The 18,835-nt window shown below is 58.6% G+C and carries 15 protein-coding genes; 11 read left to right on the plus strand and 4 right to left on the minus strand.

Features of this window, described 5'->3' with window-relative positions; genetic code table 11:
• On the plus strand, window positions 1–915 hold a 915-nt coding region (locus HGO92_RS21490), incomplete at its 5' end, for an MFS transporter (protein ID WP_205834912.1).
• Window positions 916–1,423: 508 nt separating this feature from the next.
• On the opposite strand, the gene HGO92_RS21495 is transcribed toward HGO92_RS21490, so the two are convergent.
• From HGO92_RS21495 to HGO92_RS21505, 3 genes are all read right to left on the minus strand, one after another.
• A complete protein-coding gene (locus tag HGO92_RS21495; protein WP_169998510.1) occupies window positions 1,424–1,627 on the minus strand; it encodes a hypothetical protein in 204 nt (67 codons plus the stop codon).
• A 399-nt stretch (window positions 1,628–2,026) separates the two neighbouring features.
• Entirely contained in the window at window positions 2,027–3,007 is a 981-nt protein-coding gene (locus HGO92_RS21500) for a glycerate kinase (protein WP_169998512.1), read from the minus strand.
• Window positions 3,004–3,993: a 2-hydroxyacid dehydrogenase gene (locus HGO92_RS21505; RefSeq protein ID WP_346769052.1), complete on the minus strand. Its 990-nt coding sequence runs from the start codon at window positions 3,991–3,993 to the stop codon at window positions 3,004–3,006. The genes HGO92_RS21500 and HGO92_RS21505 overlap by 4 nt, the downstream gene beginning before the upstream one ends.
• 235 nt (window positions 3,994–4,228) lie before the next feature.
• On the opposite strand from HGO92_RS21505, the gene HGO92_RS21510 reads away from it, so the two are divergent.
• Window positions 4,229–5,161: a LysR family transcriptional regulator gene (locus tag HGO92_RS21510; RefSeq protein ID WP_169998514.1), complete on the plus strand. Its 933-nt coding sequence runs from the start codon at window positions 4,229–4,231 to the stop codon at window positions 5,159–5,161.
• Here HGO92_RS21510 and solA read toward each other — a convergent pair.
• Window positions 5,100–6,251: an N-methyl-L-tryptophan oxidase gene (solA, locus tag HGO92_RS21515; protein WP_169998516.1), complete on the minus strand. Its 1,152-nt coding sequence runs from the start codon at window positions 6,249–6,251 to the stop codon at window positions 5,100–5,102. The two genes, HGO92_RS21510 and solA, sit on opposite strands and share 62 nt — an antisense overlap.
• 274 nt (window positions 6,252–6,525) lie before the next feature.
• On the opposite strand from solA, the gene HGO92_RS21520 reads away from it, so the two are divergent.
• The 9 genes from HGO92_RS21520 to aldA all read left to right on the plus strand — a co-directional run bounded on the left by HGO92_RS21520 (window position 6,526) and on the right by aldA (window position 18,685).
• The gene (locus tag HGO92_RS21520) at window positions 6,526–8,589 is read left to right on the plus strand and encodes a hydantoinase/oxoprolinase family protein (protein ID WP_169998518.1); all 2,064 of its coding nucleotides are present in this window, start codon (window positions 6,526–6,528) and stop codon (window positions 8,587–8,589) included.
• Window positions 8,590–8,609: 20 nt separating this feature from the next.
• Entirely contained in the window at window positions 8,610–10,259 is a 1,650-nt protein-coding gene (locus HGO92_RS21525) for a hydantoinase B/oxoprolinase family protein (RefSeq protein WP_205834913.1), read from the plus strand.
• Window positions 10,260–10,314: 55 nt separating this feature from the next.
• The gene (locus tag HGO92_RS21530; protein ID WP_169998520.1) at window positions 10,315–11,889 is read left to right on the plus strand and encodes an ABC transporter substrate-binding protein; all 1,575 of its coding nucleotides are present in this window, start codon (window positions 10,315–10,317) and stop codon (window positions 11,887–11,889) included.
• A gap of 100 nt (window positions 11,890–11,989) precedes the next feature.
• Entirely contained in the window at window positions 11,990–12,943 is a 954-nt protein-coding gene (locus tag HGO92_RS21535; protein WP_169998522.1) for an ABC transporter permease, read from the plus strand.
• Window positions 12,940–13,806 (plus strand): ABC transporter permease, encoded by an 867-nt coding sequence (locus HGO92_RS21540; protein WP_169998524.1) that lies wholly within the window; start codon window positions 12,940–12,942, stop codon window positions 13,804–13,806. The genes HGO92_RS21535 and HGO92_RS21540 overlap by 4 nt, the downstream gene beginning before the upstream one ends.
• Before the next feature lie 34 nt (window positions 13,807–13,840).
• On the plus strand, window positions 13,841–15,508 hold the full coding sequence (locus HGO92_RS21545) for an ABC transporter ATP-binding protein (RefSeq protein WP_169998526.1): 1,668 nt from the start codon (window positions 13,841–13,843) through the stop codon (window positions 15,506–15,508).
• Window positions 15,509–15,556: 48 nt separating this feature from the next.
• On the plus strand, window positions 15,557–16,498 hold the full coding sequence (locus HGO92_RS21550) for a LysR substrate-binding domain-containing protein (protein ID WP_169998527.1): 942 nt from the start codon (window positions 15,557–15,559) through the stop codon (window positions 16,496–16,498).
• On the plus strand, window positions 16,495–17,193 hold the full coding sequence (locus HGO92_RS21555) for an SDR family oxidoreductase (protein WP_169998528.1): 699 nt from the start codon (window positions 16,495–16,497) through the stop codon (window positions 17,191–17,193). The genes HGO92_RS21550 and HGO92_RS21555 overlap by 4 nt, the downstream gene beginning before the upstream one ends.
• Window positions 17,194–17,248: 55 nt before the next feature.
• Window positions 17,249–18,685 carry an aldehyde dehydrogenase gene (gene aldA / locus HGO92_RS21560; RefSeq protein ID WP_169998529.1) on the plus strand — a complete coding sequence of 479 codons (1,437 nt, stop codon included), beginning with the start codon at window positions 17,249–17,251 and terminating at the stop codon, window positions 18,683–18,685.
• Window positions 18,686–18,835: the final 150 nt, after the last annotated feature.

The following is an 18,835-nucleotide window of genomic DNA, read 5'->3' on the forward strand; positions in this document are numbered from 1 at the left end:
ACCGGGGACACCGGCGGCACATCAGGCACGTCAACCTGCCTCGGGGGATCAAAAGTCACGAACACCCCAAGCATCCCGACCCTGCCGGGAAAATCAACCAACCACGCCGAGGACCTGAATAGTTACGCGGGGCTGGCTTTTCCCGTGATGGCTCTCCTGATCGGTTGGCGAGGGACCGCGGGCATCGCTGCCGTGGCCGTACTCGTCCTGCTGGCCTGCTCCTGGAACGTGGTTCCGGGCCGCGCTGCTCTTCCCGAAGGACCAGGTGCACGTTCCGCTAGCATCCGCCCACGGCCCGCTGCGAATCGTGGGAAAGGCAAAGGCGCGGTCAAAACCGGAAACCTGCCCGTTTATGCGATCTATGCATTTCTGTCGGGAGCAGCGCTCCAAGCTACCAATGTCTACCTTCCCCTCTTTTCCCAGCGTGAGCTGGACTTTTCGCTGTTGCTTGGCGGCATGACTGCGGCTGTTGCCGGTGGGGTAGGCATTGCCTCGCGCATCGCTTGGGGCCGCATTATTGCAAAGCGTGAGGACAGCTTCACGCTCCTGCTGGCCCTAGGTCTGGGGTCAGCACTGGGCTCCGTCCTGCTCCTCGCTGCAGGGATACTGCATTGGAGCGTGCTTCTCTGGTCCGGCGTGGTGCTGCACGGCGCCATGGCTCTTGCCATCAATGTTGTGCTCATGGTCGCCGTGCTGCGCGATGCCAGCGGACAGAACGTCGGCGCATCCTCGGGAATCGTCGCGCTCGGCATGTACCTCGGGTTTGCCTTGGGGCCGCTGGCTATGGGCCTCGTTCTTGAATCCAAGCAGGGGTTCCTAGCGGGCTGGGCAGGCGCTGCCGCCACCTACTTAGTATGCGTCTTGCTGGTCACGGTAACAGCGAGGCGCCTCGGTGGTGCTGCATCCGTCCCCTGAGTTGGACTTCCGATGCAAGAAGATCCACGTACGGGAGCTGTGGACGTATCCGTGATTGGGGTGAGCATTCTTCAATGCTCGTTTCTGGAATCTGCTGGCCATTACCACCGGCACGCCGAAATGAGATGTGTAGTCACTAGGGGATGCAGCAATTGAGGAACCCGAGCGGGCATTATTGCAGGCGGGGCAAACGCGAATCAAAGATGCCCGTGCCTGTAGGGAAACTCGATCGACAGCAGAGGGCTGTTTGTGTCGCGGTGAAGGACCGGCTTATGGGATAGCAATACGTTGAGCTGCGGCGTCGTACGGTTGCCGGAAGTCCGGTAGGAGATTGGAATCCCAAGATTGGCCGTTCGGGGACCGATAACAGATCTGCGTTGTCCTGATGGCGGGCGTTCGGGAGTCGGCCGAACCTCGTCGACGCTGGATGCGGTGACGTTAGCGACCATTGGGCGAAGTGCCGGGCTAATCACTTGGAAGGACGGCTTGAGGTTTGCAGGTGAGGGGATCAGGCCTCGGAGTGATGGATCTGGTATTCGTCGGTGGAGAGCATTCTGCGTTCCCCGGTCCGCAGGTCCCGGATCCACACGACGTTCAGCTGCGGCATCGCGTCCTCCACGTATCCGTTGGAGCTGTGTCCATTCCAGCGGATGTCGACACGATCGCCGGATCGAAAAGTGGTGGAGTCAAGGGTGCCAGTGTTGTCCGTCATTGATGAGGTTTCCTTTTTCTAGTGGTAGTCGAGCGGAGGCGTTGTGCGTCGGGAGGGGGCTATCGGAGGCACGGGCGATCCGAAGCAGGGGAGGCCGGGAAGCGCCGGGGCTGCCAGCACAACTCGGGGTCAGGGAGGCGTATGCTGAACCACGGTCCTCCTAGCCGGTCGAAGGCTGCGGTGGAGACCAGCTTCAGCGCCGGCTACCCGGAGGGCAGCGCAGAAGTGGCTTCTACGCCTAGAGAGTGATTGAACCCAAATCTGAGCGCTCCTGGTGCGGCAACAGAGCGTCCCGAATCAACCGGTTCTGCCCTGACTGTTGGAAGCGAATCGTAAGAGAAGACTTATCCATTCGGTCCGCGCGTCGTTTTCCGCATATTATGCGTGGGCATCGAATCCTCACGAACCGGGATGAGCAACAACAGCTGCCCCAGCATGCCGCATGCCCACGAAATCAGTGGCAATGATGACGTCTGCAAAGTTGTGGCCATAGTCTCCCAAATCTGTGGATACCGAACCGACAACGGCAAACACAGGAATATTTCGTATGGAACGCTGAACACGTGTCAGGATGGCCGAGAGGATTTTCCCTTCCCCCGTCTGGGAGTCCAATCGCCCCTCACCCACGATGACGGCGTCAGCGCAGGAGAGACTGTCATCGAATCCTAAGGTGTCGAGCACGTAGTCCGCTCCGGAAACCAATTCCGCTCCAAAATGCGCCCACAGTCCGCCTGAGAATCCGCCGGCCGCCCCCGTACGGGGTTCCGATGAGGGATCACGGGGGAATTCCCGGGCTTGTTTCTGGAGCCTGTTGGTGAGTATTTCCACACAAGCCGCATCGGCGCCCTTCTGCGGGCCGAAGACGCGCGCCGCATCCAAGAACGGGGTAACGACATCTGACAGGATGATGACACGCGATCCGCTCAGTCCCCCGGCTTCTTGAATCGCGCGAACCGCACCTGCCCCGCCGTCCGTGGTAGCCGAACCCCCGGCAGCAACAAGGATCTCCCCGGCGCCCCGTCGGACAGCTTCTACGATCATCATTCCGGTACCGTATGTGTCCGCCGTCAGGGGATCTCGGTAACCAGCATGCGGAACGGTGAGACCGCTGGCTTGCGCGAGTTCCACGACGGCCTTTCCGCTCTCTGACAGTCCGATGAACGCATCTATGTCCGCTCCCCAAGGGTTGCGCGCCTTTACGGGTATCGCTTTCGCCCCAAGAGTGTGTGAGAGGACATCGAATGTGCCTTCGCCGCCGTCGGCCACAGGAATCAGCAGTGGCTCGGCCTGGGCTTCGGATACACCCCCTGCAATCGCCCCTGCTACCTCCATCGCAGTGTATGTACCCTTGAAACTGTCGGGGGCAATCAGTATCTTCATCTCCATGCCTCCGGGTTCACTGCATGGTGCGGTATCCTCCTAGCGGCGATGGCTATCGCGTTCTCTGCGCTGAGCCGGGACATCTCGCGGCGCACTGGAACCGTGGCGCTGCCCAAGTGCGGCAGCAGAACTGTGTTCGGTAGTGCCGCGAGACCCGCGGTCAGGTGCGGCTCTTCCTCGAATACATCCAGGCCGGCCCCAGCGATCTGCCCGTCACGCAGGGCTTTCACCAACGCCTTCTCATCGACAATCGGGCCGCGGGCAGTGTTTACCAGAATGGCATTCGATTTCATTCGACGCAGAACACTCTCGTCAACCAGATGCCGGGTCTGTTCGGACAGCGGCACATGTATCGATAGGAAATCACTCCGCTCCACCAACTCCTGCCAAGGCACTTGTTGGGCCTTGCCGGCGAACTCCCCCAACTCTTCCTCACCCATCGCCCGGTCACCTGGTGGCCGAGGGGCGAAGATCACCTCCATCCCGAACCCCAGAGCCCTGCGTGCCGTGGCCCGCGCGATACGTCCGAACCCGGCAAGTCCCAGCACCTTGCCGGAAACATCATGCCCCAGCATCAATTCCGGCTCCCAGCCTCGGAAACCGCCGTCGCGGACTAAGCGGTCCGCTTCCACAATTCGACGGGCGGTGCCTAGGATGAGCAATAATGCGATGTCGGCCGTGGCGTTAGTCAACACTCCGGGGGTATTGCCGACCATGATGCCATGGCAGGTGGCCGCGTTGATGTCGATGTTGTTGAAACCCACGGCATAGTTGGCGATCCCTTTTATCCGCGCCTCGGCCAGTAGCGGTTCATCTACTTGGTCGCGCAGTTGGGTCAGCACTACGTCGAACTCGCCGGAAGCGCACAGGGAACGCAAGGTCCGGTAGTCCGGCTGTTCAGACAGGACGGTGACTGACCCCGCTTCCTCCAGTAGGGGAATCCCTGGATCGGGAATAGGCGTGGTGACAAGATACTGGCTGCCCACGATCAGCAGCTCCTGTAGTAGACGTCTGATGCAGATGACCCTGTAGCCGGTTCCCGGGCCCCAACCGTTTGCGCGTCAATACCGGCGGCTTTGTTCGAGTGTGGCGGAGTACTGTCAGATAGTGGATTCGTTACCATGAGACCTGAGCCTATATTTCTTCTACATTGCTTCGGATCAATATAAGCAGATCAAATAGGATAATTACTCCTATCCGAGATTGGCCCGAAGGGATCGCATGGAACTTCGCGAAGCCCGCTATTTCCTTGCCGTTGTGCGCACCAAGAGCTTTAGTAAAGCGGCACGGGAACTGCAGATGACGCAGCCTCCGCTGAGCCAGGCTATTCAGAAAATCGAGCGGGATACAGGCCTGGTCTTGTTCGAACGAAATAGCAGGACTGTTACCCCCACCCAAGCGGCCCGCGCCATGGTACCGGAAGTGGAATCTCTTCTGCGCCGCAGCCAGGAGCTCGACATGCTCGCAAGGAGGTTGCGAGATCATCCCACCGAGACCTTGCCTCCATTGATTGTCCGAATTGGTTGTGTCCCGAGCGCACTGATCGGGTTCCTGCCTGGAATCATGCCTCTTATCTCGGGAGTGAGTCCAGTCATATATGAGATGAATTCGGTTGACCAGCGGCGAGCCATCGATAGAAACGAAATCGACGTGGGATTTCTCCGGGACTGGCCAATCAATGATTCCAGGGTCCGGTTACTTTTCACAGAGCCCATGGTCGTCGTGCTGCCTGAAAAACATCCCTTGGCCGCATTTGAAACTGTCGCCTTAGCGGATCTGTCGCAGGAAGTATTCGTTCTTTTCCCCCGGGAAACTGCACCTGCAGCCTTTGATGCCATCACTGCTGCGTGTGCCGGGGCTGGGTACGCGCCTAATGTGCAGCACCTTGCTGCGAATGATCAGGCAATCTTCGGCCTGGTGGCCTGCGGCCAAGGGATTTCGCTGATACCGGCAATGTTGGGACGCCTGCATTTTCCAGGTGTGGTCCTGCGACGACTGAACACAAATGATACGGCCGTGCCTCTGGGGGTGATTGCTCCCCGCAATGATCCCCAGAGGCACGGTGACGTATTTTATTCAGCTGGCATCGAACTTATAGGCCAGGAACAGCCGTGGGTTGCAGCACCCGAGAAGGTGCAAAGGCCTCCAAGTTAAACCCCGTTTCTTGATCGGTTGAAATGCGGGCCGCGATATCACCGATAACCGGGGCGAGTTTGAAGCCATGCCCAGAAAACCCGGCGAGGATGATTCCGCGTCCAGTTGATTCGAAATTGCCGATGATCGGGTTGCGCTCGGGCAGGTAGGAATCGAGATGGACAGTGTGACGTACTGGTTCAGGGAATACCCCCGGGACCAATTCCGCCACCCTGTGACCGATGGCGCTGACAGTTTCAGCATCAAAATAGCGAATTAGGGAATCCGGGCTCTCAATCGGATCGAAGATATCGTTGACGCTGATCTTGACGCTAAATCCGTCAAGTACCGGCGCGCCAAAAATGTGGAAATCTTGGGTGTCTCGGATGAATGTAGGGAAAACGGCCGGCATGAATTCTGAAATCCGCAGTGGCGTGAACCAGGTCAAAAGCAGCGGTTTAATGACGAGAAGTCCTTTAAGTTCCGGCAGCAAACGATCAGTCCAAGCGCCGGAGGCAATGATGACTTTTCCGACTACATAGGTTCGGCGCTCCGTAGTGAGGTGGACTCCGTCCTCCTCGAATCGGATCTTCATGACCGGTTCATGTGCATGGAGATCGGCCCCGTTCTTCTTTGCCTGCTCCAGCGCTGACGTCACGGCCAGTTCTGGCCGAATCCCTCCTCCGAGGTGGTCTAGCACCCCAATCTCGCCTCCGGTCAACTTGTGCTGCGGGAAACGGCGCGCCAAGTCTGCGGAATCAAGGATCTCGTGCGGTAGATCGTAGTGGTCCACTGACGCAAAAACGTTTTCTAACTGGGGGGCATCGCCGAAGCCGATGGATAGTGTGCCGGTTGGTAGGAACAGCTCCCGCATGGACTTTTCCGATAGCTCCTGCCACAGCTTGCGTGCCTGGAGGAGGAAGGGGACAAAGCCCGGGTCCTCATGGTAAGCGGCGCGGAAGAGCCGGGATTCGCCGGCGGCAGATCCGTGGGCATGTCCCAGACCAAACTGTTCGAAACCCAAAACCCGTAACGAAGTTTGCTGGCTAAGACGCCAAGCTGCCATGGACCCCATCGTTCCAAGCCCCACCACTGCTACATCTGCATCCACTTCTAACTCCGTTCATAGTCAATTGTGGATCAATTTCAGCATGGCAAACCTCAGCGAATCAATAGGGAATGCATATGAATAAGCGATGGCTCTAGTTGACTCGAATATAGGGTGGTGTTTCTTCTCCGCCCGCCTCAGGGAGCCGTGTGTAACAGCATCGTTCTTGACAATATAAGTAGTCTCTTATGCAGGGATATTAAAAAAAGTATTAGACACAATAGTCAGGGGTGACGCAGAGTACATAGCAACCACCGATGATCCAGAGAGGAAATTCATGAGTTGGCGAATTGGCGTTGACACAGGCGGCACCTTCACAGACGTTTGCCTGTACGACGAAGAAACCCACGAGGTGTCTGTCGCGAAGGTCTCGAGCACGCCTTCTGACCCCGGCAGCGCCGTTATTGCCGGCGTCCGTGCCGCCCTCGCAATGAGCGATGACACCGCCGGGTTCCCACGGATCAGTTATCTAGCGCACGGTACGACCGTCGCCACTAATGCCCTGTTGCAGACCAAGGGCGCCAAGATAGCTCTTATCACCACGGCAGGGTTCAGAGACCTGCTGGAGCTTGGACGTCAGCGCCGGCCCAAGTTGTATGACCTGCAGGCGCAGAAGCCTATTCCCTTGATCCCTCGCGACCTGCGGCTGGAAGTCAAGGAACGCGTGACCTACGACGGAACGATTGCCATCGACGCCGAAATCAATGAAATCCGCGAGCAGGTCCGCAAGCTCAAGGATCAGGATATCGAGGCGGTGGCCGTGTGTTTCCTTTACAGCTATTTGCGGCCTGAACATGAAATGCTGGTCCGCCGGGTTCTCGAGGAGGAGCTGCCCGGGACTTTTCTCTCTATCTCCAACGAGGTGCTCCCCGAATTCCGCGAGTTTGAGCGCCTCTCCACGACCGTCATAAATGCGTTCATTGGTCCGACCATGTCAACCTATCTGTCCAGGCTGCGTGGAAATCTCGAGTCAGAAGGCCTGAGCACGGTCCCTAAAGTGACCCAAAGCAATGGCGGCGTCATGTCGTTCAAGCTGGCCGAGCGGCTGCCGGTCCGCACGGTGCTCTCCGGGCCGAGCACCGGGGTGGTCGGGGCGGCACGCCTGGCCAGCCAATCCGGGATCGGTAATATCATCACTTTCGATGTCGGAGGGACGTCTTCTGACGTTGCACTGGTCCGTAACGGGCGGCCCACCGCTGCCAACGGCATGGTGCTGGACGGCCGCCCGATCCAATCCCCCATGCTCGACATTAACACCGTCGGTGCCGGCGGTGGTTCTATTGCCTGGGTTGACGATGGCGGGCACCTCAAAGTGGGCCCGCAGAGTGCCGGTGCTTACCCTGGACCGGCCTGTTACGGACTAGGCAACGAAGAACCGACCGTAACCGATGCGAACGTCGTCCTCGGCATCCTGAACCAGACGCATCTTCTGGCTGGCGAAATGCCCATCGACGCTTCCAAGTCCTTCGCCGCCATCAAACGCCTCGGGGACAAACTGGGGATGAACGCTGTGGACACTGCGCAAGGCATTATCAGCGTTGTCACGGCGAACATGGCAAAAGCAATCCGGGTCATTTCCGTTCAGCGTGGCTACGATCCCGGCGACTATGCTTTGGTGGCCTTCGGCGGCGCCGGGCCGCTGCACTCTTCGCGCCTGGCAGCCGAACTTGGCATGAAGCGAACCCTCATCCCGCACCGCCCGGGTGCGATGTCCGCCATGGGCATGCTGATGACCGACCTGCGCTCCGACTACACCCGGACCGTGCGCGTGCCACTTCAAGAAGCCAACCTGGATGTGTACATCAGCACGTTCAAGGCGTTGCAAGCCGAAGCAGAGTCCTGGTTCTCTGAGGAAAAGTTACCTCTTGAAAAGCGGAATCTGCATCGCGTTCTGGACGTACGCTACGTGGGCCAGAACTACGAAATCGGCATTGACGTTCCCGAGGGAGAGGTTAACACTGCGTGGCTGGCAACGATCCGCCAGTCATTCAACGCCGCCCACCGCGCGCGCTACGGCTATGACAACCCTGAAGCAGCGATAGAGGCCGTGACCTTCAGGCTCGAAGCCATCGGCGAAGTTCCCCAAGCGAAGTTCCCCCGCCACGGCAGCGCAAAGGAGTCCATCGAGGAGGCCGTCATGGGCCAGCGCGATGTCTACTTTCCGGAACTCGGTGAATACGTGGACTGCCCGGTCTATGACAGGCAGAAACTCGGAGCCGGCCATGTGATCCACGGGCCGGCCATCATCGAACAATACGACACCACGACCCTTGTCCTCCCGAAAATGAAGGCGCGCGTGGATGACTATCTGCTCATTATCATCGAACCCCTTGACGACTAACGGCTGAGGAGAACATTTCAGTGACTACTATCAACACTCCTTTGGACCCGGTGCAGGTCGAGGTAATCGGCTCCGCCCTAACATCCATCTGCGATGAGATGGGCGAAGCGCTTGTCAAGGCTTCCTATTCCCCCAATATCAAGGAGCGCCGGGACTGCACCACATGTATCTTCGACATTGACGGCAACGCCCTAGCCCAAGCCGAACACATTCCGCTGCACCTTGGATCCCTGATGGGCATCGTTGATGCGGTGCTTGCCCGCTATCCGCTAGACAGCATCCGAGACGGCGATTCCTTCCTCGGCAACGATCCGCACACAGGTGGTGGAACGCACCTGCCCGATATCGTGTTGGTCACCCCGATCTTTGTTGATGGCGCACTTGCCGGATGGGCCACAAACCTTGCCCACCACGCCGACTATGCAGATCGAGGCCACGAGAACATATTTCAGGAAGGTATCCGCATCCCTGCGGTACGCATCGTCCGTGACGGCGAATTTCTGGACGATATCCTTCATCTGATCCTGACAAACATGCAGGTTCCCTTGGAACGCATCGCTGACTTCAATGCCCAGCTGGCTGCGAACAAGCTGGGCGTTGAACGTGTCCGTGAGATCGCCGCACGCTATGGTTTGGAAACATTGAAATCCGCAGGCTTGGCGCTGCTGGACTACACGGAGCGCAAAGTCCGGGCTGGCATCCGAGAGCTGCCCAACGGTATTTACGATTTCACAGACAGCTTCGACAGCGACGAATTAGACCACACTTTTGACATCTCCGTACGAATCACCGTCGAGGATGAGTCCATGCACCTGGAGTTCAAGGCTCCGGAGCAGGTGCGCGCCAGTATCAATATGGTCCGGACCGCGCTGCTGGCAACGGTCTACTACGCCGTCAAGACCGTTGTCGGGCCGGACATCCCCGCCAACGCGGGACTCTACCGGGCAATCACCGCGCACGCACCGGAGGGATCGGTGCTCAGCTGCGTCAGTCCGGCAGCAGTTAACGGACGGACCCAGCTGTGCCAGCGCGTCGTCGATCTGGTCCACGGGGCACTGGCCCAGGCAGATCCCAGCAAGGTTATCGCCGCCTGTTACGGTTCAGTTCCGGCTACCACTTTCTCCGGCGTCAATCCCCGCACCGGCGAATACTACGTCTACCTTGAGACCATTGGTGGCGGACTAGGGGCCGGTGGCTGTTGGGACGGTTTGAACGGAGTGCAGTCACACATCACAAACACTTCAAACCTGCCCATAGAGAGTCTTGAAGCCGAGTACCCGCTGTTTGTCGAAAAGTACGAATTGGTAAACGGTTCCGGGGGTGCAGGCGAGCACCGCGGAGGCATGGGGATCCACCGCCGCATCCGTTCCGAACATGACGATTGCATCTGCGACGTCAGCGTCAGCCGTCTAAAATCCCGGCCCTGGGGTCTGCAGGGGGGCCTGCCTGGCGCATCACTCCGGGTTGAAAAGAACGATGGCGATACCGTGACGGAGAGCGTTACACGGTTGAATGCCGGCGAAAGTATCGCGGTACTGACCGCCGGTGGCGGTGGATACGGCGATCCCAGCAAGCGTCCGCATGAAACGGTTCTCAGGGAAATCCGTGAAAAAAGGATCACCCCGGCCGAGGCGACCGAGCTCTACGGCCTGGACCCGAAGCTGCTCTGAGCCCGTTTTGTTCAAAGCCGCTTTTCTCATCCCATATAGATCAAGGAAACAGGGTATGTTCGGATATAAAGCACCGGGCCGCACCACAGGTGCCGTGGCAGCAGGGGTCGCGATCGGCCTCCTCTTGTCCGCCTGCGGAGGGTCCTCATCCTCCCAAGATAGCGCCAGCGGGGAAATCATCGAGGACGGCGCCCTCACCATGGGTCTCTCGGCAGAACCGGCAAACCTGCCGGCCGGCAAAGACACCGGTCAAGTGGGGTACACCTTGAACGCGCTCCTGCATCGTGGACTCATGGCGTATGACTCCGACGGGAAGCTCACTGAGGGCCTTGCCGAGTCCTACAAGGTCGTTGACCCCAAAACCTACGAATTCGACCTGCGACCGAATCTAGAGTTCTCTGACGGTACTGCGCTTACCGGCTCCAACGTTGAACAGACGCTGGAATACCTGAGTGACCCCGACACCGCAGCCCACGCGTACGGCGGGCTGAAAGACATTGAATCCGTTGAAGTGTCCGACGAAGACACCGTTGTGGTTCATCTGAGCCAGCCAAACAACGCGTTCCTGCAGTACTTGGCTGTGCCGACGGCTGCCATCGTTCCACCGGATGCTCTTACTGGTGGTGTCGACGCGTGGGTCGGAGCCGGACCGTTTGTGCTCGAAGAGCACAACAAGGGCACCAATATGATCCTTAAGCGCAACGCAAAGTACTATGCGGCCGACGAAGTGCCCCTTGAGACCTTGGAACTGGCGTTTTACCCAGACGGCAAGGCGCGTACTAACGCCCTGCTCAGTGGAGACGTGGATCTGATCGACTATGTTCCTTGGGAAGACTTTGACCGTGTCAGCAGCACCGACGGCATCACCCTGGATGCCCAGGACGGTCCGTTCATGTACCTCCACTTCAACGTCACCGATGGGCCGGTCGCCAATCCGCTGGTTCGTCAGGCGATCGCCCACGCCATCAACCGTGACAACGCCGTCGCCGCCGCGTTCTCTGGCCATGGAAGCCCGCTCTCGGGTATGCCGGTGTCCGAAGACGACCCGAACTACGATGAAGCATGGTCAAACATGTGGAGCTATGATCCGGATCGAGCCAAGGAACTACTGGCCGAAGCCGGCTATGAAAACGGTCTGACACTGAGTCTGCTGACTTCCTCCCAGTATGCCTTCCACCAAGACACCGCGCTGTCCGTCCAAGCTGACCTCAAAGCAGTTGGAATTAATGCCGAACTGAATAACCCGGATTGGGCCGCCCGCGTCGAACAGGGCAATGCAGGCAAATACGATATCGCCGTCAGCGGCAATGTCGGAACGGTGACAGATATCAGCTACATCAGTGCCTTCGTGGACGGCCCTGCCAACTACACGCGCAGCTTCGGATACAGCAACGCCAAGCTCAACGATGCGTTTAGCAAGGCCATGCTGACACAGGATCCAGGGGAACAGCAGAAGTTCTACGATCAGGCGCGGGAGATTTTCGCTGAAGATGTGCCGTTGACAACAATCAGCAGTCGCGCGCAGGGCTATGCCTACGCGAATACGGTGACAAACTTCAAGAACCTGCCGGGTTTTCTCTCGTTCTACAGCGGTTACTCACTGGCGTCCATGGCCGAGGTCTCGCAGTAACGCATCTTAATGCCTAATTAATGCAAGTCGTCCTGCGGGAGTGTTTTCGGGCCGGGAAATACTCCTGCAGGACAGCCAATCGGGACCGGAGGCCTCGATAATGATTAATTTCCTGCTCAAACGTGTCGCCACGGGAATCGTCCTTATCTACGTGGTGCTGACCCTCATCTTCCTGATGCTCCACGCGGTGCCCGGAGACCCTGCGATGCAACTGCTTGCAGGCGATGGTGCAGCGCAGGTCACGCCGGCCGCCTTGGAGGCTGCAAGGGAACGGTTGGGTTTGAACGCTCCGTTGCCCGTCCAGTATTGGAACTATCTCGCCGGTGCCGTCCAGCTGGACCTTGGCACATCCTTCCAGGACGGTGCACCGGTACTGGATCTCGTCAGCGAACGCTTGCCGAACACCTTGGAACTGGTGCTGCTGGCTGTACTGATTGCGCTGGCCGTGGGCATCCCCTTGGGATCGGTTGCCGCACGTCGCGGAGGATTCGTAGACTCGGCCATTTCGGTGGGCACGAGCATCGGCATGAGTGTGCCGGTCTATGTGGTCGGCGCGCTCTTCGTCTTGTTGTTCGCGCTGAAGCTCGGCTGGTTCCCCGCCGGTGGCTATGAGGAGGCGGGCGGAAACTTCGTTGGCCACGTCAGCCGGGTCGTCCTACCTGCGGCCGCCCTGTCGTTCGGTATTGCGTCGATTATTGCCCGCATGACGCGTTCTGCAATTCTGGACAACTACCGCCAGGACTGGGTGCGAACGGCCCGTTCCTGGGGTATTGGACGGCGCTTGGTCTTCCGCAAGCATGTCCTGCGTAATTCTCTGACCCCCGTGGCAACGGTCACGGCGCTGCAGATTGGCACCCTTCTTGGTTCCACTGTTCTAGTCGAACGTATTTTCAATTGGCCCGGCATAAGTGCTCTACTGGTCGACTCGGTGATCGAACGCGATTACCCAGTTGTCCAGGGAATCGTCATCATCCTGTCGGCCATCTTCATCTTCATCAACATTCTGGTGGACGTCCTGTACGGGTACCTGGATCCGCGAGCGAGGGTTTCATGAGCACCACAATTGTTCAGAAGAGTCCGAAGAAAGTCACCGTCTCGGCGGCCTTGAAGCGTGCTTTCACCCCGGTGCGTCTTGCTGCCGCGGTCATGGTTCTGGTCTTCATCCTGGTCATGATCCTGGCCCCGCTGATAGCTCCGGCCGATCCCTTGGAGCAGAACATCGCCATGAGGTTCGCTCCGCTTGGCACGCCCGGATATCTTCTGGGTGCCGATGAACTCGGCCGCGATGTATTAAGCCGGGTCATTTTTGGTATCCGCACCGAATTGCTCGTCGCACTTTCCGCAACACTTGTTGCTATGGTCATCGGGACCGTGCTCGGGTTGGTCGCAGGCTATTTCGGGGGCATCATAGAAACGTTGAGCATGCGCGGCGTGGATGTCATTCTTGCCTTCCCTCCTATCATCATCGCCCTGCTGGCCACGACGCTCTATGGTCCCGGCCCGGGGACGCTGATCGCCGTAATGGGTGTGCTGTTCATTCCTGCCTTTGCCCGGATCGTCTACGGTCAGACACTAAGCGTCGGCCGCGCCGAGTTCGTCGAGGCGTCCGAGGTGTTCGGGGCACGTGTCTTTGTCCGACTATTCAGAGTCATTCTCCCCAACGTGATCGCACCCGTCTTCGTCCAGTTCTCCCTGACTATGGCAACCGCAATCCTGCTTGAATCCGGCCTTAGTTATCTCGGTCTGGGAATTGTTCCTCCGGCACCTTCATTAGGCACCATGGTGGCCGAGGGCCAGCGTTATATGAGCACTGAACCTGCTGCGCTCCTAGTTCCTGGCACCATCGTCAGCCTGACAATCCTCGGTTTCAGCCTGCTCGGCGATGCACTGCGGGATTGGTTGGATCCCCGCCGGTGATCACCGCCCCCCTGTATAGAGAAAGGCACAAGCTATGAGTGCTCCTAGCATCTCTCCACTGCTTCAGGTCCGCGACCTGTCGGTTACATTCGACGCAGGCACAAATAACCTTCAGGTCACCGACGGGGTCACCTTCGACATTTCTAACGGCGAGACCCTGGCTCTGGTAGGGGAGTCCGGCTCCGGGAAATCCGTGACGGCCATGTCCATCCTGAATCTCCTCCCGCACAACGCCCGGGCCTCTGGAAGTGTCCAATACAAAGGCCGCGAACTGATCGGCCTTGCCGAGCGACAGCTAGACAAGGTCCGCAGCCAAGATATCGCCGTCATCTTTCAGGACCCCATGACTGCGCTTAATCCTGTCTACACCATCGGCCAGCTCTTGGCCGACGCATTGCGGAGCCGGAAACTGTCCAAAGCTCACCTGCGCAGGAGATCTCTTGAGCTGCTCGATCATGTGGGCATACCGGAGCCTCAACGGAAGATCGACCAGTATCCGCACCAGTTCTCAGGCGGGCAGCGTCAGCGGGCGATGATCGCGATGGCCATTGCATCTAACCCCGGGCTGCTTATCGCGGACGAGCCCACTACGGCGCTGGATGTCACGGTGCAGGCAGAGATCCTCGATCTACTCATAGCGCTGCAACGCGAAAACGACATGGGTATCCTCCTGATCACACATGACATGGGTGTAGTAGCGGATGTGGCAGACCGAGTGAACGTGATGCGCCACGGCCGAATACTCGAGGCAGCGGACACACTACCGATCTTCGAGGCTCCGAAGCATGACTACACCAGAGAACTTCTGGCCGCGGTGCCCAAACTGGGTACGGTCAGCCACCCTCGGCACGATTTCGAGGAACTGCCCGCGCATCGTACTCCCAGCCTGTCATTCAGGGACGTGGTCGTTGAATTCCCCACCAGGCTCAGGCGTCCGCCATTCCGCGCCGTCGATAAGGTCTCGTTCGATGTCTTCCCTGGGGAAGTGGTCGGCTTAGTCGGGGAATCCGGTTCCGGTAAATCAACGCTCGGACGTGTGGCAGTTGGCCTGCAGGCAATCGCTGCCGGGCACGCTAGGATCTGCGGTACAGACCTGCTCACAGCCAGCCGCAACGACATCCGGCAGGTTCGCCGCGAAGCGGCGATTGTGTTCCAAGATCCAGCGTCGTCCCTTGATCCTCGCATGACAATCGGCCAATCCGTCGCCGCCCCTTTGAAGTGGAACGGGCTGGTAACCCAAAGACAGGCTTTGGCCAAGCGGGCACATGAACTACTTGATATGGTGCGCATTCCGTCGGATTGGGCATCGCGCTATCCGCACGAGCTCTCGGGCGGGCAACGGCAACGGGTAGGCATTGCGCGGGCACTGTCCCTCCAGCCGAAAGTCATGGTTGCAGATGAACCGACTTCCGCCCTGGACGTCTCCGTGCAGGCAGCTGTCCTGGACCTTCTCAGGGAGCTGCAGGCATCGTTGGGATTCTCCTGCCTGTTCATCAGCCACGACCTTGCGGTAGTGGAGATGTTATCGGACCGAGTGGTTGTGCTCAGGAGCGGCCAGATTGTAGAGCAGGGACCTACGGGAACAGTCCTTGCCGAACCAACGGATGATTACACGCGAAAGCTCGTTGCCGCTGCGCCCGTTCCGGATCCGATCATGCAGGCGTGGCGCCGTGAGCAGCGCTTGCTGGCCAGCTCGGCTTGAACTCGTTGAGCAACGAAAGACAGCCGGTACAGGGAAGGCAGAGGAATCGTGGAACACAGGCAGCTTGAGTACTATGTCACGCTCGTGGACGAAAGGAGCTTCAGCAGGGCGGCTGGGCGTCTCTATATCTCACAGCCGGCACTGAGTCAGCAGATCCAACGGCTGGAGGAGAGCGTGGGGGTGGAGCTCATCGACCGATCGGTTCGCCCATTTGAAATGACACCGGCCGGCGAACGAGTGTATGTGGAAGCACAGAGGGTGCTGGGAACGGTCAAGGACATCCGTCGGATTTCGGACCAGGCACAGAACGGAAGCATCGGCCGGGTCCGTGTCGGCATCGCCCCCTCCCTGCTATTCGGCCCCATGCCACCGGTTCTCCGGGATTTTCAGCAGCGGTATCCGGACGTGGAATTTGTTCTAGAGCGCATGCCGACCAATTCTCTGCGCAGCCTCTTTGTCCAACGGCGCCTAGACGCTCTGTTGATGTTCTCGCCGGCAAAGCTGCCAGACACTGAATGTCAAGTGCTCTACCGTGAACCGTTTCTGGCGGCCCTGCATCGGGACAATCCCCTTGCCGCGTTCCCCTACATCCGCCTTGCACAACTACGCGATGAGCAATTCCTCTGTGTGCCTCGGGAAGAGGCTCCGGAGAATCACGATGCCATCGTGGGGGCCTGCATGAACGCCGGATTCTCGCCTCGGACCAAAATCGTCCTCGGGACGTACCTGGAACACATCGGGTTCGTCTCTGCGGGCTTTGGAGTGGCCATCGTCCCGGAAACCATCTCCCGTTATTCTGCCCCTGACGTCGTATTTCGGCCCTTGGCAGAACCCGTCATGAGCCTGGAAATCAGCGTCAGTTGGCTGGAGAAATCAAGGGATCCCGCCATCAACAATCTTGTTGCATTCCTGAGTGCAGAACTGACAAAGCGCGGATTCGCCAGGGATGAGTCTGTCTTCCCCGCACCTGAAGGAATCCCCGCCCTATGAATTCACACCCTAAGGCAATCATCACTGGCGCCTCACGCGGTATCGGCTTGGCCGTTGCGCGCTCCCTAGCCGATAGCCATCATCTACTGCTCGGCGGGCGCGACTACGAGGCTTTGTCTACCCTGGCGGCAGAATTCCCTTCAGCTGTTCCGTGGGCCTGCGACTTGGGTGACTCTACGAAAGTCCAGGAGCTCGCGTCGGGAATCGACAGCGTCGATGTTCTGGTTCATTGTGCGGGAATGTACACACGAGGACTGGTCGCGGACCGTGACCGGGAGGACTGGAGGAGGGAATTCGAGCTGAACCTCTTTGCCCCTGCAGAACTGACACGATTTCTACTTCCCGCCTTGAGGAAGTCACGGGGAATTGTTGTCTTCCTCAACTCCGGTGCCGGGCAGTTTTCCTACAGCAAGGGCGCGGTGTATTCAGGCACCAAATTTGCCCTGAAAACGTTGGCCGATACCCTCCGCCTGGAGGAACGCGAATCTGGCTTGCGCGTCACCTCTATCCACCCCGGACGGGTGGATACGGACCTCGTCCGTACGGTCGTCGAAGCCGAAGGAGGCACCTACGACCCCACCGGATATCTTCGTGCAGAGACAGTTGCAGAAGCCGTTCGGCTGGCAGTCACTGCCCCGGCCGATGCAAGTTTTGACTCCATAACCGTGCGGCCAGCATTTCAAAGCGGCCTTTAGACACGCTGCAGCCTGCCGATTCACGCAACCAATCCCGTTATTTCAAAGGAGAATCATGACCACCAGATACCACAACTATGTCGACGGAACATTCGCTACAACGACTGCCTCCTACAAAGAGGTGACCAATCCGGCAACCCACGAGATTCTCGCACTGGTCCCGGAGACGGAAGCAGCCGAAGTAGACGCTGCAGTCGCTGCAGCGCGTCGGGCACAGCCAGCCTGGGAAAAGCTCCCGGCTGTCCAACGGGCCGAATATCTGCGTCAAATATCGGCAGCAATCCGGCAGGAACGTACCAGGTTTCGTGACATCATTGTTCAGGAACAGGGGAAAACGCAGGAACTCGCGCAGGTTGAGGTCGATTTCACAGCCAATTACATCGACTACATGGCTGAATGGGCCCGGCGGATTGAAGGCGAGGTCATCCCCAGTGATCGACCGGACGAGACTATCCTGCTCACACACAAACCACTCGGCGTTGTTGCGGGAATTCTGCCATGGAATTTTCCCTTCTTCCTAATCGCCCGGAAACTCGCACCCGCATTGCTGACCGGCAACACGATCGTCATCAAACCAGCTGACGAAACCCCCATCAATGCCTTCGAATTCGCGCGCCTTGTTGACGGCACCGATCTGCCGGCCGGCGTCTTCAACCTTGTTGGCGGTTCCGGGCGAGTTACCGGAGAGGCTCTGATCTCTAACCCGGATGTCGACCTAATAACCTTCACGGGCAGCGTCTCGACAGGCAAGCACATCATGCAGGTCGCCGGCAAAAATCTCACACGGGTCAATCTCGAACTCGGTGGAAAGGCACCAGCAATCGTGCTGGCAGACGCCGATCTGGACTTGGCAGCCAAGAGCATCTGGCAATCCAGAATCATTAACACCGGCCAGGTCTGCAACTGCGCCGAAAAGGTCTACGTCGAGCGGAGCGTTCATGATCAGCTCGTTTCCAAGCTGACAACCCTGTTTGAAACAACTCGGTTTGGGAACCCATCCGCGGAAGCGGAACTCGATATGGGCCCCCTTATCAATGACTCCAGCTTGGAGGGCATTGCGTCGGCGGTAGAGAAAGCGAAAATCGACGGTGCCACTGTCATAACCGGAGGAAAAAAAGCTGCCCTCGCCCAAGGGTTTCACTACGAACCGACCCTGCTCACCGATGTCACGTCCGGCATGAGCATTATGCGCGAAGAGACATTCGGTCCGGTGCTTCCAATCCAGGCCGTTGACGGTCTGGACGAAGCCATTACCCTCGCCAACGACTCCGACTACGGCTTGACGTCCTCTATTTACACAACAAATATCAACGCCGCATTGCGTGCAGCAAAAGAACTGCAATACGGCGAGACCTACATCAACCGCGAAAACTTCGAAGCTATGCAGGGGTTCCATGCCGGACGCAAACAGTCCGGCATCGGCGGGGCGGACGGTAAACACGGCCTGATGGAGTTCACGGAAACCCACGTTGTGTATATCCAGGGTCACTGACACAGAAAGTTCAAGTTAGGCGGCGGCCTAGCCTGCCCTTATGGGCAGACTGGCCGCCCGGCTGTAGCCCGATCAAGATACGACCTCGGATAGAGAAAGCGTCCAAGAACGGTTCGAGTAAGCCAGTCAAAGTTACGCTATGCGGCGGAA

The sequence above is a fragment of the Crystallibacter degradans genome, from assembly GCF_012952295.1.
Classification (GTDB): Bacteria; Actinomycetota; Actinomycetes; order Actinomycetales; family Micrococcaceae; genus Crystallibacter; species Crystallibacter degradans.